The organism is Nocardioides scoriae (assembly GCF_900104965.1).
In the GTDB taxonomy this organism is placed as follows: domain Bacteria; phylum Actinomycetota; class Actinomycetes; order Propionibacteriales; family Nocardioidaceae; genus Marmoricola; species Marmoricola scoriae.
Genome location: NZ_LT629757.1, coordinates 3,497,927 through 3,512,603 on the forward strand (window position 1 = coordinate 3,497,927; position 14,677 = coordinate 3,512,603).

Sequence of the window (14,677 nt, forward strand, 5' to 3'; positions counted from 1 at the left end):
TGTGGAAACGTCAATCATAACTTTCTGGACACACTCTGCCCCACCGGAAGGGTTCTGACACCTTCCACCCCGAGTGCGGTGCTTAGCGTCCCACCAACTGGCACGCGTCGCTGCGACTGGACTAGGACACCCGAGCGTTGCGGAACGGATGTGCTGTGACCTGTCTCGCATCACCCGGGCGACACCGCCTGGACACCCCACATCCCTACACTCCCGATGGTGAAGATCTCCGTGATCGGGTGTGGATACCTCGGCGCCGTCCACGCCGCGTGCATGGCCGAGCTGGGTCACGAGGTGGTCGGCGTGGACGTCGTCGAGCACCAGGTCGAGCTGCTCTCGGAGGGGCGCGCTCCCTTCTTCGAGCCGGGTCTGCCCGAGCTGCTGACGTCCGCCCTGGGGACCGGCCGGCTGCGGTTCACCACCGACCCGGCGCAGGCCGCGGGGGCCACGGTGCACTTCGTCTGCGTCGGCACCCCGCAGCGCAAGGGCGAGATGGCCGCCGACCTGACCTACGTCGACGCCGCCGTGGACTCGCTGCTGCCGCTGCTGGCCCCCGGTGACGTCGTGGTGGGGAAGTCCACGGTGCCGGTGGGCACCGCCGAGCGGCTGGCGCAGCGGGTCCACGGGGCGCAGCCCGGAGCGGTGCTGGTGTGGAACCCCGAGTTCCTGCGGGAGGGCAAGGCGGTCGCGGACACCCTGCACCCCGACCGCCTGGTCTACGGCGTGCCCGACGGGGAGCAGGGGCAGCACGCCGTCGCCCGCCTCGACGAGGTGTACGCCGCCACCATCGCCGACGGCACCCCCCGGCTGGTCGGCGACGTCGCGAGCGCCCAGCTGGTGAAGGTCGCGGCCAACTCGTTCCTCGCGACCAAGATCTCCTTCATCAACGCCATGGCCGAGCTGTGCGAGGCCTCGGGTGCCGACGTCACCTTCCTGGCCGACGCGATCGGGATGGATGACCGCATCGGCCGCCGCTTCCTCAACGCCGGCCTCGGCTTCGGCGGCGGCTGCCTGCCCAAGGACATCCGCGCCTTCATGGCCCGCGCCGGCGAGCTCGGCGTGGACCAGGCGCTGACCTTCCTGCGCGAGGTCGACGCCATCAACATGCGCCGCCGCGTGCGCATGGTCGACCTCGCCCGCGAGGAGCTCGGCGGCTCCATCCAGGGTCGCCGCATCGCCGTCCTCGGGGCGTCGTTCAAGCCCGACAGCGACGACGTCCGCGACTCCCCGGCGCTCAGCGTCTCGGCCCAGCTGGCCCTGCAGGGCGCCGACGTCGTGGTCACCGACCCCGAGGCGATCGCCAACGCCCAGCGCAAGTGGCCCGACCTGCGGTTCGCGGCCGACGTCGAGGACACGCTGCGCGGGGCCGAGCTGGTGCTCGTGCTCACCGAGTGGCCGGAGTACGTCTCCCTCGACCCCGTCGAGGTCGCCGGGCTGGTGCGGGACCGCCGCGTCCTGGACGGCCGCAACTGCCTCGACGCCGAGAAGTGGCGCGCGGCCGGGTGGACCTACCGGGCGCTGGGGCGTCGCTGACGCCCGACGCTCAGCGAGCGCCGCGCGAGGTCAGGACCGCGCGGAAGGTGCGGAACAGGATGACGAGGTCCTGGACCATCGACCAGTTGTCGACGTAGTAGAGGTCCAGGCGGATGGCCTCCGACCACGACAGGTCGGATCGCCCCGACACCTGCCACAGCCCGGTCATGCCGGGTCGCACGTGCAGCCGGCGCGCCATGTCGTCGTCGTACTGCGCCACCTCGTGCTGCAGGGGAGGGCGGGGCCCCACCAGGCTCATGTCCCCGCGCAGCACGTTGACCAGCTGCGGCAGCTCGTCGAGCGAGTACCGCCTGAGGAAGCGCCCGGGTCGGGTGACCCGCGGGTCGTGGTCCAGCTTGAACAGGCCCCTGGAGTAGCCGTGCTCGGCGTGCAGGTCGGCCAGCACCTCCTCGGCGTCGACCACCATGGTCCGGAACTTCAGGCAGCTGAAGCTCACGCCCTCGCGACCCGCACGCGGCTGTCGGAACAGGACCGGTGCGGTCCGGTCGTCCCGGCGGACCTGCCACGCGGCCCACGCGAAGACCGGCGACAGCGCGAGCAGCAGCAGCGCGGACACGACGACGTCGAAGCTGCGCTTGGCCCGGCGCAGGGCGTCCTGGCCGCGCGGGCGGTCGAGGTGGATGAGGGGCAGCCCGCCGACGGGGCGGACGCTCACGCGCTCCGCGGACACGTCGGTCACGCTCGGCGCGATCACGACCTGGATGTCCGCGTGCTCGAGGTCCCACGCCAGGCGGCGCATCTCCGCGGCCGAGCTGAAGGCGCCACCGGCGAGGAAGACGACGTCGACGTGCTGGTCGATCGCGGCCTGAGCCAGTGACCCGGACTCGCCGAGCAGCGGGACGCCCAGCCCGGTGGTCCGCTTGACCGACGCCTGGGGGGTCAGGGCCCCCACGACGTCGTAGCCGAGCCAGGTCTCGCGGCCCAGGACGGACGCGATCTCGTCGACGTGGCCCTCCGTGCCGGCGATGAGCACGCGCTGCTGCAGCCGACCGGCGCGCCTGGCGCGCTGCACGGCGCGTCGCATGGTCCACCGGCCCAGCACCAGGATCGGGATGCCGAAGAGGAAGGTCAGCAGGAAGAACCCGCGGGACAGGTCGAGCATCAGCATGTACGCCGCGATGCCGGTCCCGGCCGCGGTCACCAGCGAGGGGGTGATGACGCGCTTGTACTCCTCGACGCCCGCGCCGAAGATCTCCGGGCGGTATCCCCCCAGGACGTAGATCGCGGCCAGCCAGGCGAGGACGATGATCGGCAGCGCGGCCAGCACCTGGTCGTTGGTGCTGAAGCTCTCGGGGATCACGGAGGTCGGCACCAGGCTGCGGGCGACGTACGCCGCCACGACGGACAGCGCCACGAGCAGCAGGTCGGTGACCACGGCCGCGAGCGGCAGGTAGCGGAGACCTTGGCGCGTGAGCCGGGGGGATCGCGCCGTCACGGACAACTGCACGGTCATGTCGGATCCCCCAAGAGAAGCAGGTGCCAGGACCGCGACCGCCTCCGCGTCGTGCAAGCTGATCGGCCCACGGTCTAGCCCAGATGCCGATGCTGCCACGAATAGTGCCCTTTAGGCGACTCTTCCGTCATTCTCCGCATCGATACCGAGCCCGGTCCGGGGGTGCGGCGTCCCCTAGGGTCGAGTGCGTGAAGGTGCTGATCACGGGCGGTGCGGGCTACATCGGGTCGACGACGGCGCTGGCCCTGGAGCGGGCCGGCCACGTCCCCGTGGTGCTCGACTCGCTCGTCACCGGGCCCCGGGCGTTCGTCGGGGACCGGATCTTCTACGAGGGCGACATCGCCGACCGTGCCCTGGTGCGCCGCGTGGTGGAGGAGCACCCGGACATCGAGGTGACGGTCCACATGGCGGCTCGCATCGTCGTCCCCGAGTCGGTGGCGCGGCCCTACGAGTACTACCGGGACAACGTCGCCAAGTCGCTCGAGCTCTTCGACGAGCTCGGCCGGTGCGGGAGGCCGCGCGTGCTCTTCTCCTCCTCGGCCTCGGTCTACGACACGGTCGAGGGCTTCGCGGTGGACGAGGACTCACCGGTGCGGCCGGGCTCGCCGTACGCCTGGACCAAGCTGATGATGGAGCGGGCCCTGCAGGACATGGCGTCGGCGTCGGACCTGCGGGCCGTGGTGCTGCGCTACTTCAACCCGGTGGGCTCGGATCCCGAGCTGCGCACGGGGGTCCACGTCCGCGAGCCCTCCCACGTGCTCGGCCAGCTCGTCCGCGCGGCGCAGGGCCTCCAGGAGCGGTTCCTCATCACCGGCACCGACCTCCCGACCCGGGACGGGACCGGGCTGCGCGACTACGTCCACGTGTGGGACCTCGCGCTGGCCCACGTCGCCGCGGTCGAGCGCTTCGACCAGGCGCTGGAGCGCCACGGCGCGTCGAGCGTGGTGATGAACGTCGGCACCGGTCGGGGCGTGACGGTCCGTGAGCTGGTCGAGGCCGTGGAGCGGGTGCTCGGCCGGGAGGTCCCGGTGGGGGAGGCGCCCCCGCGCGAGGGCGACTCGGTGGGCGCCTACGCCGAGGTGGGGCGCATCCACGACCTGGTCGGGTGGCGCGCCACCCTGGGCCTCGAGGAGGCCATCGCGTCGGCGCTGGCGTGGTCCGAGCGGCGCCAGGAGGTCCTCGGCTACCCCTGAGGGGGGACGGGCTGGTCCGGACGCGTGGGCTCGGGGATCCGCCAGGCGGTGGAGTCGTTGTCGAAGGCGGGCAGGCCGTGGCGGGTGCGGACGAAGCCCCACGCGAGGGGGCCGAGGAGCAGCAGGGCCGCGCCGATGATCCCCACCCCTTCGGGAGGGACGCCGAGCATCTTCAGGCCGGTCAGCGTCAGCACGATCACGATGCCCCGGCGGATGACCGACTGCTTGACCCAGGCGGCCATGCGGGCGCCGAGGAAGGTGCCGGGCGTGCCGCCGAGGACCAGCGGGACCAGCACGGCCCAGGTGACGCCCTCGGTCAGCACGTGGCCGATGGCGGCGGCGAGCACGAGCGGCACCGCCTGGACGAGGTCGGTGCCGACCAGCTTGACGGCCGAGAGCGTGGGGTAGATCAGCAGCAGCGCCACCATGATGAGCGAGCCGGAGCCGACCGAGGTGATGCCGACCAGCAGGCCGCCGACGGCGCCGACGAGCACGGTCGGGACGGCTCGCACGCGCGGGGCTTCCTCGCTGAGCTCGTTGCCGGCGGTGACGTGGCGCAGCTGGAGGTACATCCGCAGGGCGTACGTCGACGCGGTGAACAGCAGCGCGGCCCCGATCGCGGTCGTGAGGAACTCCTGCTGCACCTCGGCCTCGCCGACGCTCTTGACCAGGAAGCCGCCGGCGAAGGCGAACGGCACGGACCCGATCATCAGCAAGCCGGCCAGGCGGAGGTCGGGGGAGCCGCGGCGCCAGTGCACGCTTGCGCCCACCGACTTGTTGATGCTGGCCGCCACCAGGTCGTTGGCGACGGCCGCGGTCGCGGGGACGCCGAGGGCCATCAGCGCCGGGGTCATCAGCGCGCCGCCGCCCATGCCGGTGAGGCCCACGACGATGCCGACGCCGAAGCTGACGACCAGGACGGCGAGCGCGGAGTACGTCAGCAGGTCGGCCATCAGGCGGGACCTTCCAGGCCGAAGGGCAGGTGGGGGAGGAGCTCGGCGAGGCAGTCCTCGACCGAGCGGCCGGTGGTGTCGATCGCGACGTCGGCGTCGGCGGGGACCTCGTAGGGACTGGAGATGCCGGTGAACTCGGGGATCTCGCCGCGGCGGGCCTTGGCGTACAGCCCCTTGCGGTCGCGGCGCTCGCACTCCTCCAGCGGGGTGGCGACGTGGACGAGCACCAGCTCGCCGCCGGCGTCCTCGACCATCGCCCGCACCTGCTGGCGGGTGGCGTCGAAGGGGGCGATGGGGGAGCAGATCGCGACGCCGCGGTGGCGGGCGATCTCGGCGGCCACCCAGCCGATGCGGCGGATGTTGGTCTCGCGGTCGGCCTTGGAGAAGGACAGCCCCGCGCTCAGGTGGCGTCGTACGACGTCCCCGTCGAGGCTGGTGACGGTGCGCCGACCGTCCTCGAGCACCAGGTCGTGCAGCGCCCGGGCGAGGGTCGACTTGCCGCTCCCGGAGAGGCCGGTGAACAGCACGACCACGCCGCGGTCCTCGTCGCCGGGCTGGTCCTGCGCGACGGCGGCCGCGATCTCGTCGGGCCAGGAGCCGTCGTCGTCGGGCGGCAGCGCCACCACGTCCTCGCCGTACGCCGCGGCGACCTGCTGCCCCAGGGCGTGGTCGAGGTCGGCGTCGCCGTGGGCGGGCAGCGGCACGACGACCACGTGGGCCGGCGTGTCGGCCGCGGTGAGCAGCCGGGCGGCCACGAGGGAGGTGCGGACCAGCCCGACCGGGGAGACGTCCTGGGGCGTGCCGGTGCCCGACAGGGTCAGCAGCACGACGTCGCGGCCCGCGGCCCGCTCGCCCACGAACGCCAGGTCGGCCTCGCTGAGCGGGGCGGCGACGGGCACGACCAGCGCGCCGGCGTGCGCCTCGCGGGCCTGGGCCGGGGTCAGCTGCAGCCGCCGGAAGGGGCCGTACGCCGCGGCGCCCAGCGCCACCAGCCCCTCGCGGGAGTAGCGGGCGAGCGGCAGCCCCTCGGGGTCCACCAGCTCGACCTCGTCGCCGGCCGCGACGACCTCGGCCAGCTCGGCCGGGAGGACCAGCGTCAGCTGGTCGTCGAAGGTCGTGCGGGGGGCGAGGGCGCCCGAGAGGAGGACCTCGAGATCGTCCAGCTCGCGCGGCGTCGGGCAGTGCTGGGGGGCGGGCACCGGGACATCGTGCCAGAGCAGCCGTCGGTAGCCTCGCGCCATGCCAGACGCCCCCGCTCCCGCCTCCTCGCTCGACTCCACGACCGCCGCCGGGCACGTCCTGATCGCGGAGGTCGTGCGCTCGGGCTTCGTCGAGGGCCACCACCACGGGTCCTGGGTGGTGCTCGCCGCCGACGGGTCGGTGCAGGCCTCGGCCGGCGACGTGACCGGCCCGGTGCTGCCGCGCTCGTGCAACAAGCCGCTGCAGGCGCTGGCCATGGTCGAGGCCGGCCTCGGGCTGGTCGACGAGCAGCTCGCGCTGGCGTGCGCGTCGCACTCCGGCGAGCCCTTCCACGTCGAGGCCGTGCGGCGGGTGCTGGCCGACGCGGGGCTGAGCGAGGCCGACCTGCAGACGCCGGTCGACTGGCCGCTGGACGACGCCGCCCGCGACGAGGTGATCCGGGCCGGCGGCAGCAAGGCGAGCGTGCTGATGAACTGCTCGGGCAAGCACGCCGCGATGCTGGCGACCTGCGTGGCCAACGGCTGGCCCACCGCGACGTACCTCCAGCCCGACCACCCGCTGCAGCAGCAGGTGCTGTCCACCTTCGCCCGCGCGACCGGCGAGCAGGTGCAGGTCCTCGCCACCGACGGCTGCGGCGCCCCGCTGCTGTCCACCTCGCTGACCGGGCTGGCCCGCGGGTTCGCCTCGCTGGCGACCGCGACCGAGGGGCCGGCCCGGCGGATCGCGGAGGCGGTGCGCGCCCACCCGGCGTACGTCTCGGGCACCACGCGCGACGAGCTGGCCCTCCTCACGGCGATCCCCGGCGCGATCGGCAAGGCCGGGGCGGAGTCCTGCTACGTCGTGGCGCTGCCCGACGGGCGCGCGGTCGCGACCAAGACCGACGACGGCGGCGCCCGGGCGCGGCCGGTGCTGATGGCCGCGCTGCTCGAGCGCCACGGCCTCCTGGACGGACCCGGGGTCGACGTGGACGCCGTGCGACGGACCGGCGAGACCCCCCTGCTCGGCGGCGGCCACCCCGTCGGCGAGGTTCGCGCCGTCCTGCCCTGAGCCCCCAGGTCGCGGCGGTGCTAGCAGAGCAAGCACGAGGAAACCCTCGTGGACACTGGCGAATGTGATCGCCTTCACCCGCTCCTGGCTTGATGTTGCTTGCAAGAGCAAGCACTATGGAGGGCATGGCGAAGAGCAAGGTCGGCAGCGCAGTCGTCTCGTTGGGGGACTACCTCCGCGAGCAGCGCGTGTCGGCCGAGCTCTCGTTGCGCCAGCTGGCTGAGCAGACCGGGGTGTCCAACCCCTACCTCAGCCAGATCGAGCGCGGACTGCGCAAGCCCTCGGCCGAGGTGCTCCAGCAGCTCGCGAAAGCACTGCGGATCTCGGCCGAGCAGCTCTACGTGCAGGCCGGCATCCTCAGCCCGGACGACGGGCAGGTGCGCTCGGTCGAGCTGGCCATCCTGGGCGACCCGGTGCTCAGCGAGCGGCAGAAGCAGTCGCTGCTCGACGTCTACCAGGCGTTCCGGGTGATGGCCGAGGCCGGCGGGACCGTCGAGGTCCCCCAGCAGGTGTCGCCCGACGATGCGCTGCCGCGCGTCGCGCCCCCAGAAGCAGACGAAGCACCGGTCGACCCCGACCGTGCCAGCACGCCAACCGAAGGAGAACACCATGGCTAAGAAGCTCAGCATCAACACCCTCGCGTCCGAGGCCGTCAAGCCCCTGTACGCCGTCGCCGGCGCCACCGAGGTGGCCTACGAGATCGCGCGCACCACCGCCTCCGACGTCCAGAAGGGCGCCCAGGAGCGCCTCGCCGACGTGCAGAACCGCGTCAGCAAGGTCGAGAAGGACCCCGAGGCCCTGCGCGACCAGGCCGTCGGCGTCGTCAACGACCGCGTCGAGGAGCTCACCAAGGACGCGAAGGACGCCCAGCGCAAGTTCGAGTCCCGCGTGGCCGAGCTGCAGAAGGACGTCAAGGCGCTCCCCGGCAAGGTGCAGGCCCAGATCGACGAGGCCATCGCCGAGCTGACCAAGACCTACGCCGAGCTGATCGAGCGGGGCGAGAAGCTCGTCGCCGCCGTGCGCAAGGACGGCTACAAGGCCGTCGGTGCCCTCCGCGACGCCCCGTCCTCCTCCACCGTGGTCCGCCGCGAGCGCGCCAAGGTCGCCCAGGCCAAGCAGACCCCCGGCAAGAAGGCCCCGGCCACCAAGACCGCCAAGAAGGCCGGCGCCAACGCCCCGACCGTGAAGTCGACCGCCAAGAAGGCCGAGGACACCGCGTCGACCGCGAAGAAGACCGCCGCGAAGAAGACCTCGTCGGCCGCCTCCACCGCGAAGACCACCGCCAAGAAGGCCCCGGCCGCCGCCAAGAAGGCGCCCGCCAAGGCCGCCGAGAAGACCGCCACCGCGACGAAGAAGGCCGCCGACTCCACGTCGTCGACCGCGTCGAAGGCCGCCGAGAGCGCTTCCAGCGCCTCGTGAACAGAGCCCCCGTCGCACGACGGGCAGCTCGCCCTCTGGTGATCCCTCCCTTCGCCAGGTGGTGAGCCGACGGGCCCCCGGACCTCGTCCGGGGGCCCGTTGCCGTCCCCGCACCCTCACCCGCACCCTCACCCGGCGACGCCGGCCGGGGGCGACGGGACCACCGGCCGGATAGGCTGCCCCCATGGATCTGTGGGGCGTGCGGGCGGGGATCAGCGAGATCACGTTCTTCGTGCTGCTCGCGCTCAAGGCCTGGGCCTTCATCGACGCGGTGCTGCGCCGCAGCGACGCCTTCGTCGCCGCCGGCAAGCTCACCAAGCCCGCCTGGTGCCTCATCCTCGGGCTGGCGCTGGTCTCGTCGCTGGTCTTCCCCTCGGTCTTCGGGCTGCTCTCGATCCTCGGCATCGTGGCCGCCCTGGTCTACGTGCTCGACGTGCGCCCCGCACTGGCCTCGGTCACCCGCCGCTGAGCACGACGGGCCGGATCCAACTCGGTCGACCCGCCCGGTTGACCTGCCGGGCACACTGGCGCCCATGCCCCTCGACCCCCAGCTGGCCGGCCTGCTCGAGCTCGTCGCTGCCGGCACCCCGACGTACGAGTCCGACCCGGTCACGGCCCGGCGCGGCTTCCGCACCCTGACCGTCGACTTCCGCAAGCCCGAGGACGTCGTGCCCGTCGCGTCGGTCACCGAGACCGAAGTGGCCGGCGGTGACGGCCCCGTCGCCGCGCGGATCTACCGCCCCGAGGGCGAGGGGCCCTGGCCGGTCGTGGCGTTCTTCCACGGCGGCGGCTTCGTCATCGGCGACCTCGACACCCACGACAACCTCGCCCGGCGGATCTGCCGCGACGCGGCGGCGGTGGTGGTGTCGGTCGACTACCGGCTCGCGCCCGAGCACCCCTTCCCGGCCGGCGTCGAGGACGCGGTCGCCGCGGCCCGCGACCTGCAGGGCCGCACCGAGGAGCTCGGCGGCGACGGCCGCCTCGCCGTGGCCGGCGACAGCGCCGGCGGCAACCTGGCCGCGGTGGTCAGCCAGCAGGTGCCCGGCATCGCCGTCCAGCTGCTCGTCTACCCCGCGACCGACGGCCCGGGGGAGTACGAGTCGCGCACCACCAACGGCCAGGGCTACTTCCTGGACCTGCCGACGATGGCGTGGTTCATGGAGCACTACGCCCCCACCGACGGCGTCGACCCGCGCTTCTCCCCGCTGCGCGCCGCGTCGCTCGCGGGCCAGCCGCCCGCGGTGGTGGTCACCGCCGAGCTCGACCCGCTCCGCGACGAGGGCGAGGCGTACGCCGCCGCGCTCACCGCCGCGGGCGTCCACGTCGTCTCGCGCCGCTACGACGGCCTCATCCACGGGTTCGTCGACATGGGCGCCTTCTCGACGGCCGCCGACGCCGCCACCGCCGAGACCATCGCGCTGTTCGCCGAGGTCCTGGCGGCCGGGCCCGCGGCGGGCTGACGGGGGCCTTCGAGGCGGGACTCCGTCCCTCCTCGGCCACCGAGGGGCCCGGTCCCGAGGAGGTCGCGCAGCGACCGTCTCGAAGGGCCCCAGCCACCGAGGGGTCCCGGTCCCTGAGGTGGTCGCGCAGCGACCGTCTCGAAGGGCCTTGTGCGAGGTCCGGAGAGGAGGGAGGTTGGGACGATGCGATGCCACTTCATCCCCGCGTACCTGCTGGACCAGCTCGCCGACACCACCCAGGACGAGCACGTCACGGGCGTCGCGCAGCGCACCCGGGAGATCGACCGGACGCTGCGCGGGAGGCGCGTGGACCCACCGAGCCAGCCGGTCGCGCGGGCGGTGGCGGCGACGCCGGGGGCCGACTGGGAGATCCACGACGCCCACAACGGCACCGAGCTGCCGGGTGACCTGGTGCGCACCGCGGGCCAGCCGGAGGTCGGGGACGTCACCGTCGACGAGGCAGCGGTCGGGCTGACCGAGACGCTGGCGCTGTTCGCCGACTACGGGCGCGACTCCTACGACGGCGCGGGCGCGACCGTGGTGGCCACCGTGCACTACGAGAAGGACTACGACAACGCGTTCTGGGACGGCACCCAGCTGGTGTTCGGCGACGGGGACGGCAAGGTCTTCGGCCGCTTCACCAAGCCGATCGACGTGCTCGGCCACGAGCTGGCCCACGCCGTCACGCAGTACACCGCCAACCTGACCTACCAGGGCCAGTCCGGGGCGCTCAACGAGTCGATGTCGGACGTGTTCGGGGCCTGCACGAAGCAGCGCCACCTCGGCCAGGACGCCGCCTCGGCCGACTGGCTCGTCGGCGAGGGCATCTTCGTCGAGGGCATCAACGGCAGGGCGCTGCGCTCGATGCTCGAGCCCGGGACGGCGTACGACGACCCGGCGCTGGGCAAGGACCCCCAGGTCGGCTCGATGGCCGACTACGTCGAGACCACCGACGACAACGGCGGCGTCCACCTCAACTCCGGCATCCCCAACCGCGCCTTCGTGCTCGCCGCGAGGGCCGTCGGCGGGGAGTCGTGGAGCGGCGCCGGCCGGATCTGGTACGCCGCCCTCACCTCCGGCCTGGCCGCCGACAGCGACTTCGCCACCTTCGCGGCCGCCACCGTCGCCGCGGCCGGCGAGCACGCCGACGCGGTCCGGGAGGCCTGGACCACGGTCGGCGTCACGCCGGGCGCGACCGACGTGCCGGGCACGCCCGCCCCGGCCCCCACCACCACCGTGGGGGTGCGCCGCTCCGGAGGCTTCGCCGGGCTGGTCAAGGAGGGCGAGGTCGACCTCGACTCCGACGACCCGCGCGCCCCCGAGGTGCGCTCGCTGGTGCAGCGCATCGACTTCACCGCGCTGGCGCCGGTGCCGCCGCAGCCCGACCGCTTCGTCTACTCCTTCCGCTACGCCACCACCCAGGCCCAGCTGCCCGAGCAGGCCCTCGACGACGACCTGCGGACGCTGGCGCGCATCGTGCTCGACGAGTAGCCGTCGCCGCGGCCCCGGTGCGCCGCCACCCACCTGTCACCCGGCGGCGTGATACTGCGCGGGGCGCGGTGCCCGTGGACGTCAGGGGAGCAGGATGCGGACGAGGTCGGCACGCAGGTCGTGGACGGCGGGAGCGGCGTGCGCCGCCCTCTCGATGACGGTGCTCGGGCTGGCGCCCGGGGCCTCGACCGCGGCCCTGGCCGCCGACCCGGACCCCGCCCCGGTCGTGACGACGACGGTCGCGGACCCGGCGCCCGACGGCACCGCGGACCCCTCGGCCGGTCCGGCGACCCCGGTCGGCTGGAGCGTCGCCGAGGACGGCGCCGGCGGTGCCGTCGCCACCTGGCGCAGCGCCGAGCCGATCCCCGTCACCTCGGCCCGCCCCGAGGTCACGCTCGCCGGGCAGCCGGTCGCCCCCGTGACCCTGGCCGCCGACGGCCGCGGCCTGAGCGTCGCCGTGCCGCCCGGCACCGACCCGGCCGACCTCGCCGTCACGCTCTCGGGCCAGCCGCTCGACGGGCCGGCCCCCGCCCCGTCGGCCCGCTCGCTCGGCGCGGCCGCCGGTGACGAGGGCCCGCTGTTCGGCTTCGACCCCGGCAGGGCGGGGTCCTACGCCGTGACGACCAGCGACTACTCGCTGCCCGGCTTCAGCTACCCGGGGTTCCCCGGCCAGCTCGAGATGGCCGGCCACGTCGTCGTGCCGAGGGCCGACCAGCTCCGGGCCGCGGCGCCCCTGGTGCTGTTCCTGCACGGCCGCCACCAGGCCTGCTGGTCGCCGAAGCGGCCCGACGCCTTCGGCGACGGCTGGCCCTGCGCCAAGGGCTTCCAGCCCGTGCCCAGCCAGCTCGGCTACGACTACCTGCAGCGCCGCCTGGCCAGCCAGGGCTACCTCACCGTCAGCATCGCCGCCAACGGCATCAACGCCCAGGACTACGAGGCCTCCGACGGCGGCGCCAAGGCCCGCGCCGCGCTGGTCCGCCGCCACCTCGACCAGTGGGCGGCGTGGGCCTCCAGCGGGAAGTACGCCGTCGACCTGCAGCGCACCGTCCTGGTCGGCCACAGCCGCGGCGGCGAGGGCGTCGACCTCGCCTCGCAGCAGGTGCCGCTGTCGGCGCCCTACCGGATCGCCGGCCAGGTGCTGCTCGGCCCCACCGACTTCGCGCGGCGCACCGCGGCGTACGTCCCGACCGTGACCGTGCTGCCCTACTGCGACGGCGACGTCTCCGACCTCCAGGGCCAGCAGTTCACCGACGCCTCGCGCGGCCTCGCCGACGGCGACACCGCGCTCAAGAGCTCGGTGCTCGTGATGGGTGCCAACCACAACTTCTTCAACACCGAGTGGACCCCGGGGCTCTCGAAGGCGCCGTCGCAGGACGACTGGTTCGGCGCCCCGAAGGCCGCGTGCGGCACGGCCACCGCCGCCCGGCTGACCAAGGCCGAGCAGCGCGCGGTCGGCACGGCGTACGTCGCGGGCGCGGTGCAGCTGTTCACCCGGGCGAGCGGCGCCGCCCCGACCACGCTGCCGATGTTCGACGGCACCCGCGGCCACGTCGCCTCGACCGGGGACGCGGTCGTGCACACCCACGCCGTCGGCGGCGGCCGCAGCCTGGTGCTGCCCGGCACCACGACGCCGACCACGCCCTCGGGCGGGGCGGGCGCACGGCTGTGCCGGGGGTACGTCGGCGGCTCGTCCGCCACCGCCTGCGGGGCCCGGACCGACCCCGGCCGGGCTCCCCACTGGGCCCCCGAGGAGCCGCGCGGCCTGCCGACGCAGGACGCCTTCGTGATGTCGTGGACGCAGGCGGGCGCCCAGGCGGGGATGCAGCTCGACCAGCCGCTCGACCTGTCGCGCGACGCATCGGTCGACCTGCGCGTGGTGGCCGACCCGGCACGCGGCACGGCGCGGATCGGCGTACGGCTGACCGACGCGAACGGCCGCACCGCCGAGCCGCTGGTCGAGGACTCGGGCCTGGTGGCTCCGCTGCCGGGCAGCGCCGAGGTCGGCCTGGCCAAGCTGGTCGCCCAGGACGTGCGGGTCTCGCTGCGCGACACCAGCGGGGTGCTCGACCTGACCCGGATCACCCGGGTCGAGCTGGTGGGTCGCAGCACCCAGGGCCGCGTCTTCGTGCTCGACGTCGCGGGGGTGCCCGCCCAGGGCCTGCCCGCGGTCCCGGCCCGGCGGCTGCCGACCCTCACCCTGGGCTCCGCCCGGGTCACCGAGGCCGGTGACAGCGGGCGCCACAGCGTCTCGGTGCCGTGGCGGCTGAGCGCCCCGGCGCCGGCCGACGGACGCTTCACCGTGGTCCAGCAGGACCCCGAGGGAGCCGGGGCACCGCTGCGCGTCGACGTGGCCGCGGGCCAGACGACGGGCTCGGTCGAGGTGCCCTACACCGCCGACGACGTCTACTCCGGCCCGCCGCGACGCACGTTCCTGCAGGCCTTCGCCGTGCGCAACGTCGGGATCGCCGACGGCGACGGGGCGGCCGTCGTGGTCGACGACGAGCAGCGGCCCACCCTCACGGTCTCCGCGCCGGCCTCGGTCCGCGAGGGCGACCCGGTCGAGGTGACGGTCACGCTCTCGGCGCCGGTCGGCTACGAGCCCTACCTGACCCTCGGCTTCGCCAAGCCCACCAGTGCCCCGCGCGCCACGCTCGGCGACCTGCCCCGCGACTGGGCCAGGCGCCGGCTCGGCGTGGGCGGCACCCGGGCGAGCTCCCCGCTGTGGGGTCACGGGTGGTCGCTCGGCAGCTCCTTCGGCCCCGGCCGCACCACGGCCCGCTTCACCGTCCCGACCGCCCGCGACTCCGTGAAGGAGGGGTCGGAGCGGATCCGCCTGCACGTCCGGCTCCCCGAGTGGGGCCAGTTCTCCGACCGCACCGTGCTGCTCCGGGACCGCTGACTCCGAGG

The 14,677-nt window shown here is 74.1% G+C and carries 12 protein-coding genes; 9 read left to right on the forward strand and 3 right to left on the reverse strand.

All coding sequences use genetic code 11. The features are described from left to right. The first annotated feature begins 216 nt into the window (after positions 1-216). Positions 217-1,533: a UDP-glucose dehydrogenase family protein gene (locus BLU55_RS16590; protein ID WP_197681023.1), complete on the forward strand. Its 1,317-nt coding sequence runs from the start codon at positions 217-219 to the stop codon at positions 1,531-1,533. Positions 1,534-1,543: 10 nt separating this feature from the next. On the opposite strand, the gene BLU55_RS16595 is transcribed toward BLU55_RS16590, so the two are convergent. Next, a complete protein-coding gene (locus tag BLU55_RS16595; protein WP_157682921.1) occupies positions 1,544-2,989 on the reverse strand; it encodes a sugar transferase in 1,446 nt (481 codons plus the stop codon). A gap of 206 nt (positions 2,990-3,195) precedes the next feature. On the opposite strand from BLU55_RS16595, the gene galE reads away from it, so the two are divergent. Further along, positions 3,196-4,200 carry a UDP-glucose 4-epimerase GalE gene (gene galE / locus BLU55_RS16600; protein ID WP_091731988.1) on the forward strand — a complete coding sequence of 335 codons (1,005 nt, stop codon included), beginning with the start codon at positions 3,196-3,198 and terminating at the stop codon, positions 4,198-4,200. On the opposite strand, the gene BLU55_RS16605 is transcribed toward galE, so the two are convergent. Beyond that, entirely contained in the window at positions 4,191-5,153 is a 963-nt protein-coding gene (locus BLU55_RS16605; protein WP_091731990.1) for a sulfite exporter TauE/SafE family protein, read from the reverse strand. The two genes, galE and BLU55_RS16605, sit on opposite strands and share 10 nt — an antisense overlap. Continuing rightward, positions 5,153-6,352, reverse strand: coding sequence for an adenylyl-sulfate kinase (cysC, locus tag BLU55_RS16610; RefSeq protein ID WP_197681024.1), 1,200 nt, complete (start codon positions 6,350-6,352; stop codon positions 5,153-5,155). The genes BLU55_RS16605 and cysC overlap by 1 nt, the downstream gene beginning before the upstream one ends. Before the next feature lie 40 nt (positions 6,353-6,392). Here cysC and BLU55_RS16615 point away from each other — a divergent pair, with 40 nt between their 5' ends. From BLU55_RS16615 to BLU55_RS16645, 7 genes are all read left to right on the forward strand, one after another. Beyond that, a complete protein-coding gene (locus BLU55_RS16615) occupies positions 6,393-7,400 on the forward strand; it encodes an asparaginase (RefSeq protein WP_091731995.1) in 1,008 nt (335 codons plus the stop codon). Between the two features lie 125 nt (positions 7,401-7,525). Continuing rightward, positions 7,526-8,017 (forward strand): helix-turn-helix domain-containing protein, encoded by a 492-nt coding sequence (locus tag BLU55_RS16620; protein WP_091731998.1) that lies wholly within the window; start codon positions 7,526-7,528, stop codon positions 8,015-8,017. Next, positions 8,010-8,819, forward strand: coding sequence for a hypothetical protein (locus BLU55_RS19565; RefSeq protein ID WP_157682922.1), 810 nt, complete (start codon positions 8,010-8,012; stop codon positions 8,817-8,819). The genes BLU55_RS16620 and BLU55_RS19565 overlap by 8 nt, the downstream gene beginning before the upstream one ends. Positions 8,820-9,003: 184 nt before the next feature. Then, positions 9,004-9,288 carry a DUF2516 family protein gene (locus BLU55_RS16630; RefSeq protein ID WP_091732001.1) on the forward strand — a complete coding sequence of 95 codons (285 nt, stop codon included), beginning with the start codon at positions 9,004-9,006 and terminating at the stop codon, positions 9,286-9,288. A 64-nt stretch (positions 9,289-9,352) separates the two neighbouring features. Beyond that, positions 9,353-10,279, forward strand: coding sequence for an alpha/beta hydrolase (locus BLU55_RS16635; RefSeq protein ID WP_091732004.1), 927 nt, complete (start codon positions 9,353-9,355; stop codon positions 10,277-10,279). Positions 10,280-10,462: 183 nt separating this feature from the next. Beyond that, complete coding sequence (locus BLU55_RS16640; RefSeq protein ID WP_091732006.1) at positions 10,463-11,770, forward strand: protealysin inhibitor emfourin; 1,308 nt, start codon at positions 10,463-10,465, stop codon at positions 11,768-11,770. A 94-nt stretch (positions 11,771-11,864) separates the two neighbouring features. Then, complete coding sequence (locus tag BLU55_RS16645; RefSeq protein ID WP_157682923.1) at positions 11,865-14,669, forward strand: hypothetical protein; 2,805 nt, start codon at positions 11,865-11,867, stop codon at positions 14,667-14,669. The last annotated feature ends 8 nt before the right edge of the window (positions 14,670-14,677 follow it).

Coding starts and splice junctions, on each gene's coding strand:
- BLU55_RS16640 (WP_091732006.1), top strand. CDS start 10,463: ATGCGATGCCACTTCATCCCCGCGTACCTGCTGGACCAGCTCGCCGAC.
- BLU55_RS16635 (WP_091732004.1), top strand. CDS start 9,353: ATGCCCCTCGACCCCCAGCTGGCCGGCCTGCTCGAGCTCGTCGCTGCC.
- BLU55_RS16605 (WP_091731990.1), bottom strand. CDS start 5,153: ATGGCCGACCTGCTGACGTACTCCGCGCTCGCCGTCCTGGTCGTCAGC.
- BLU55_RS19565 (WP_157682922.1), top strand. CDS start 8,010: ATGGCTAAGAAGCTCAGCATCAACACCCTCGCGTCCGAGGCCGTCAAG.
- BLU55_RS16630 (WP_091732001.1), top strand. CDS start 9,004: ATGGATCTGTGGGGCGTGCGGGCGGGGATCAGCGAGATCACGTTCTTC.
- BLU55_RS16590 (WP_197681023.1), top strand. CDS start 217: ATGGTGAAGATCTCCGTGATCGGGTGTGGATACCTCGGCGCCGTCCAC.
- BLU55_RS16645 (WP_157682923.1), top strand. CDS start 11,865: ATGCGGACGAGGTCGGCACGCAGGTCGTGGACGGCGGGAGCGGCGTGC.
- BLU55_RS16615 (WP_091731995.1), top strand. CDS start 6,393: ATGCCAGACGCCCCCGCTCCCGCCTCCTCGCTCGACTCCACGACCGCC.
- BLU55_RS16620 (WP_091731998.1), top strand. CDS start 7,526: ATGGCGAAGAGCAAGGTCGGCAGCGCAGTCGTCTCGTTGGGGGACTAC.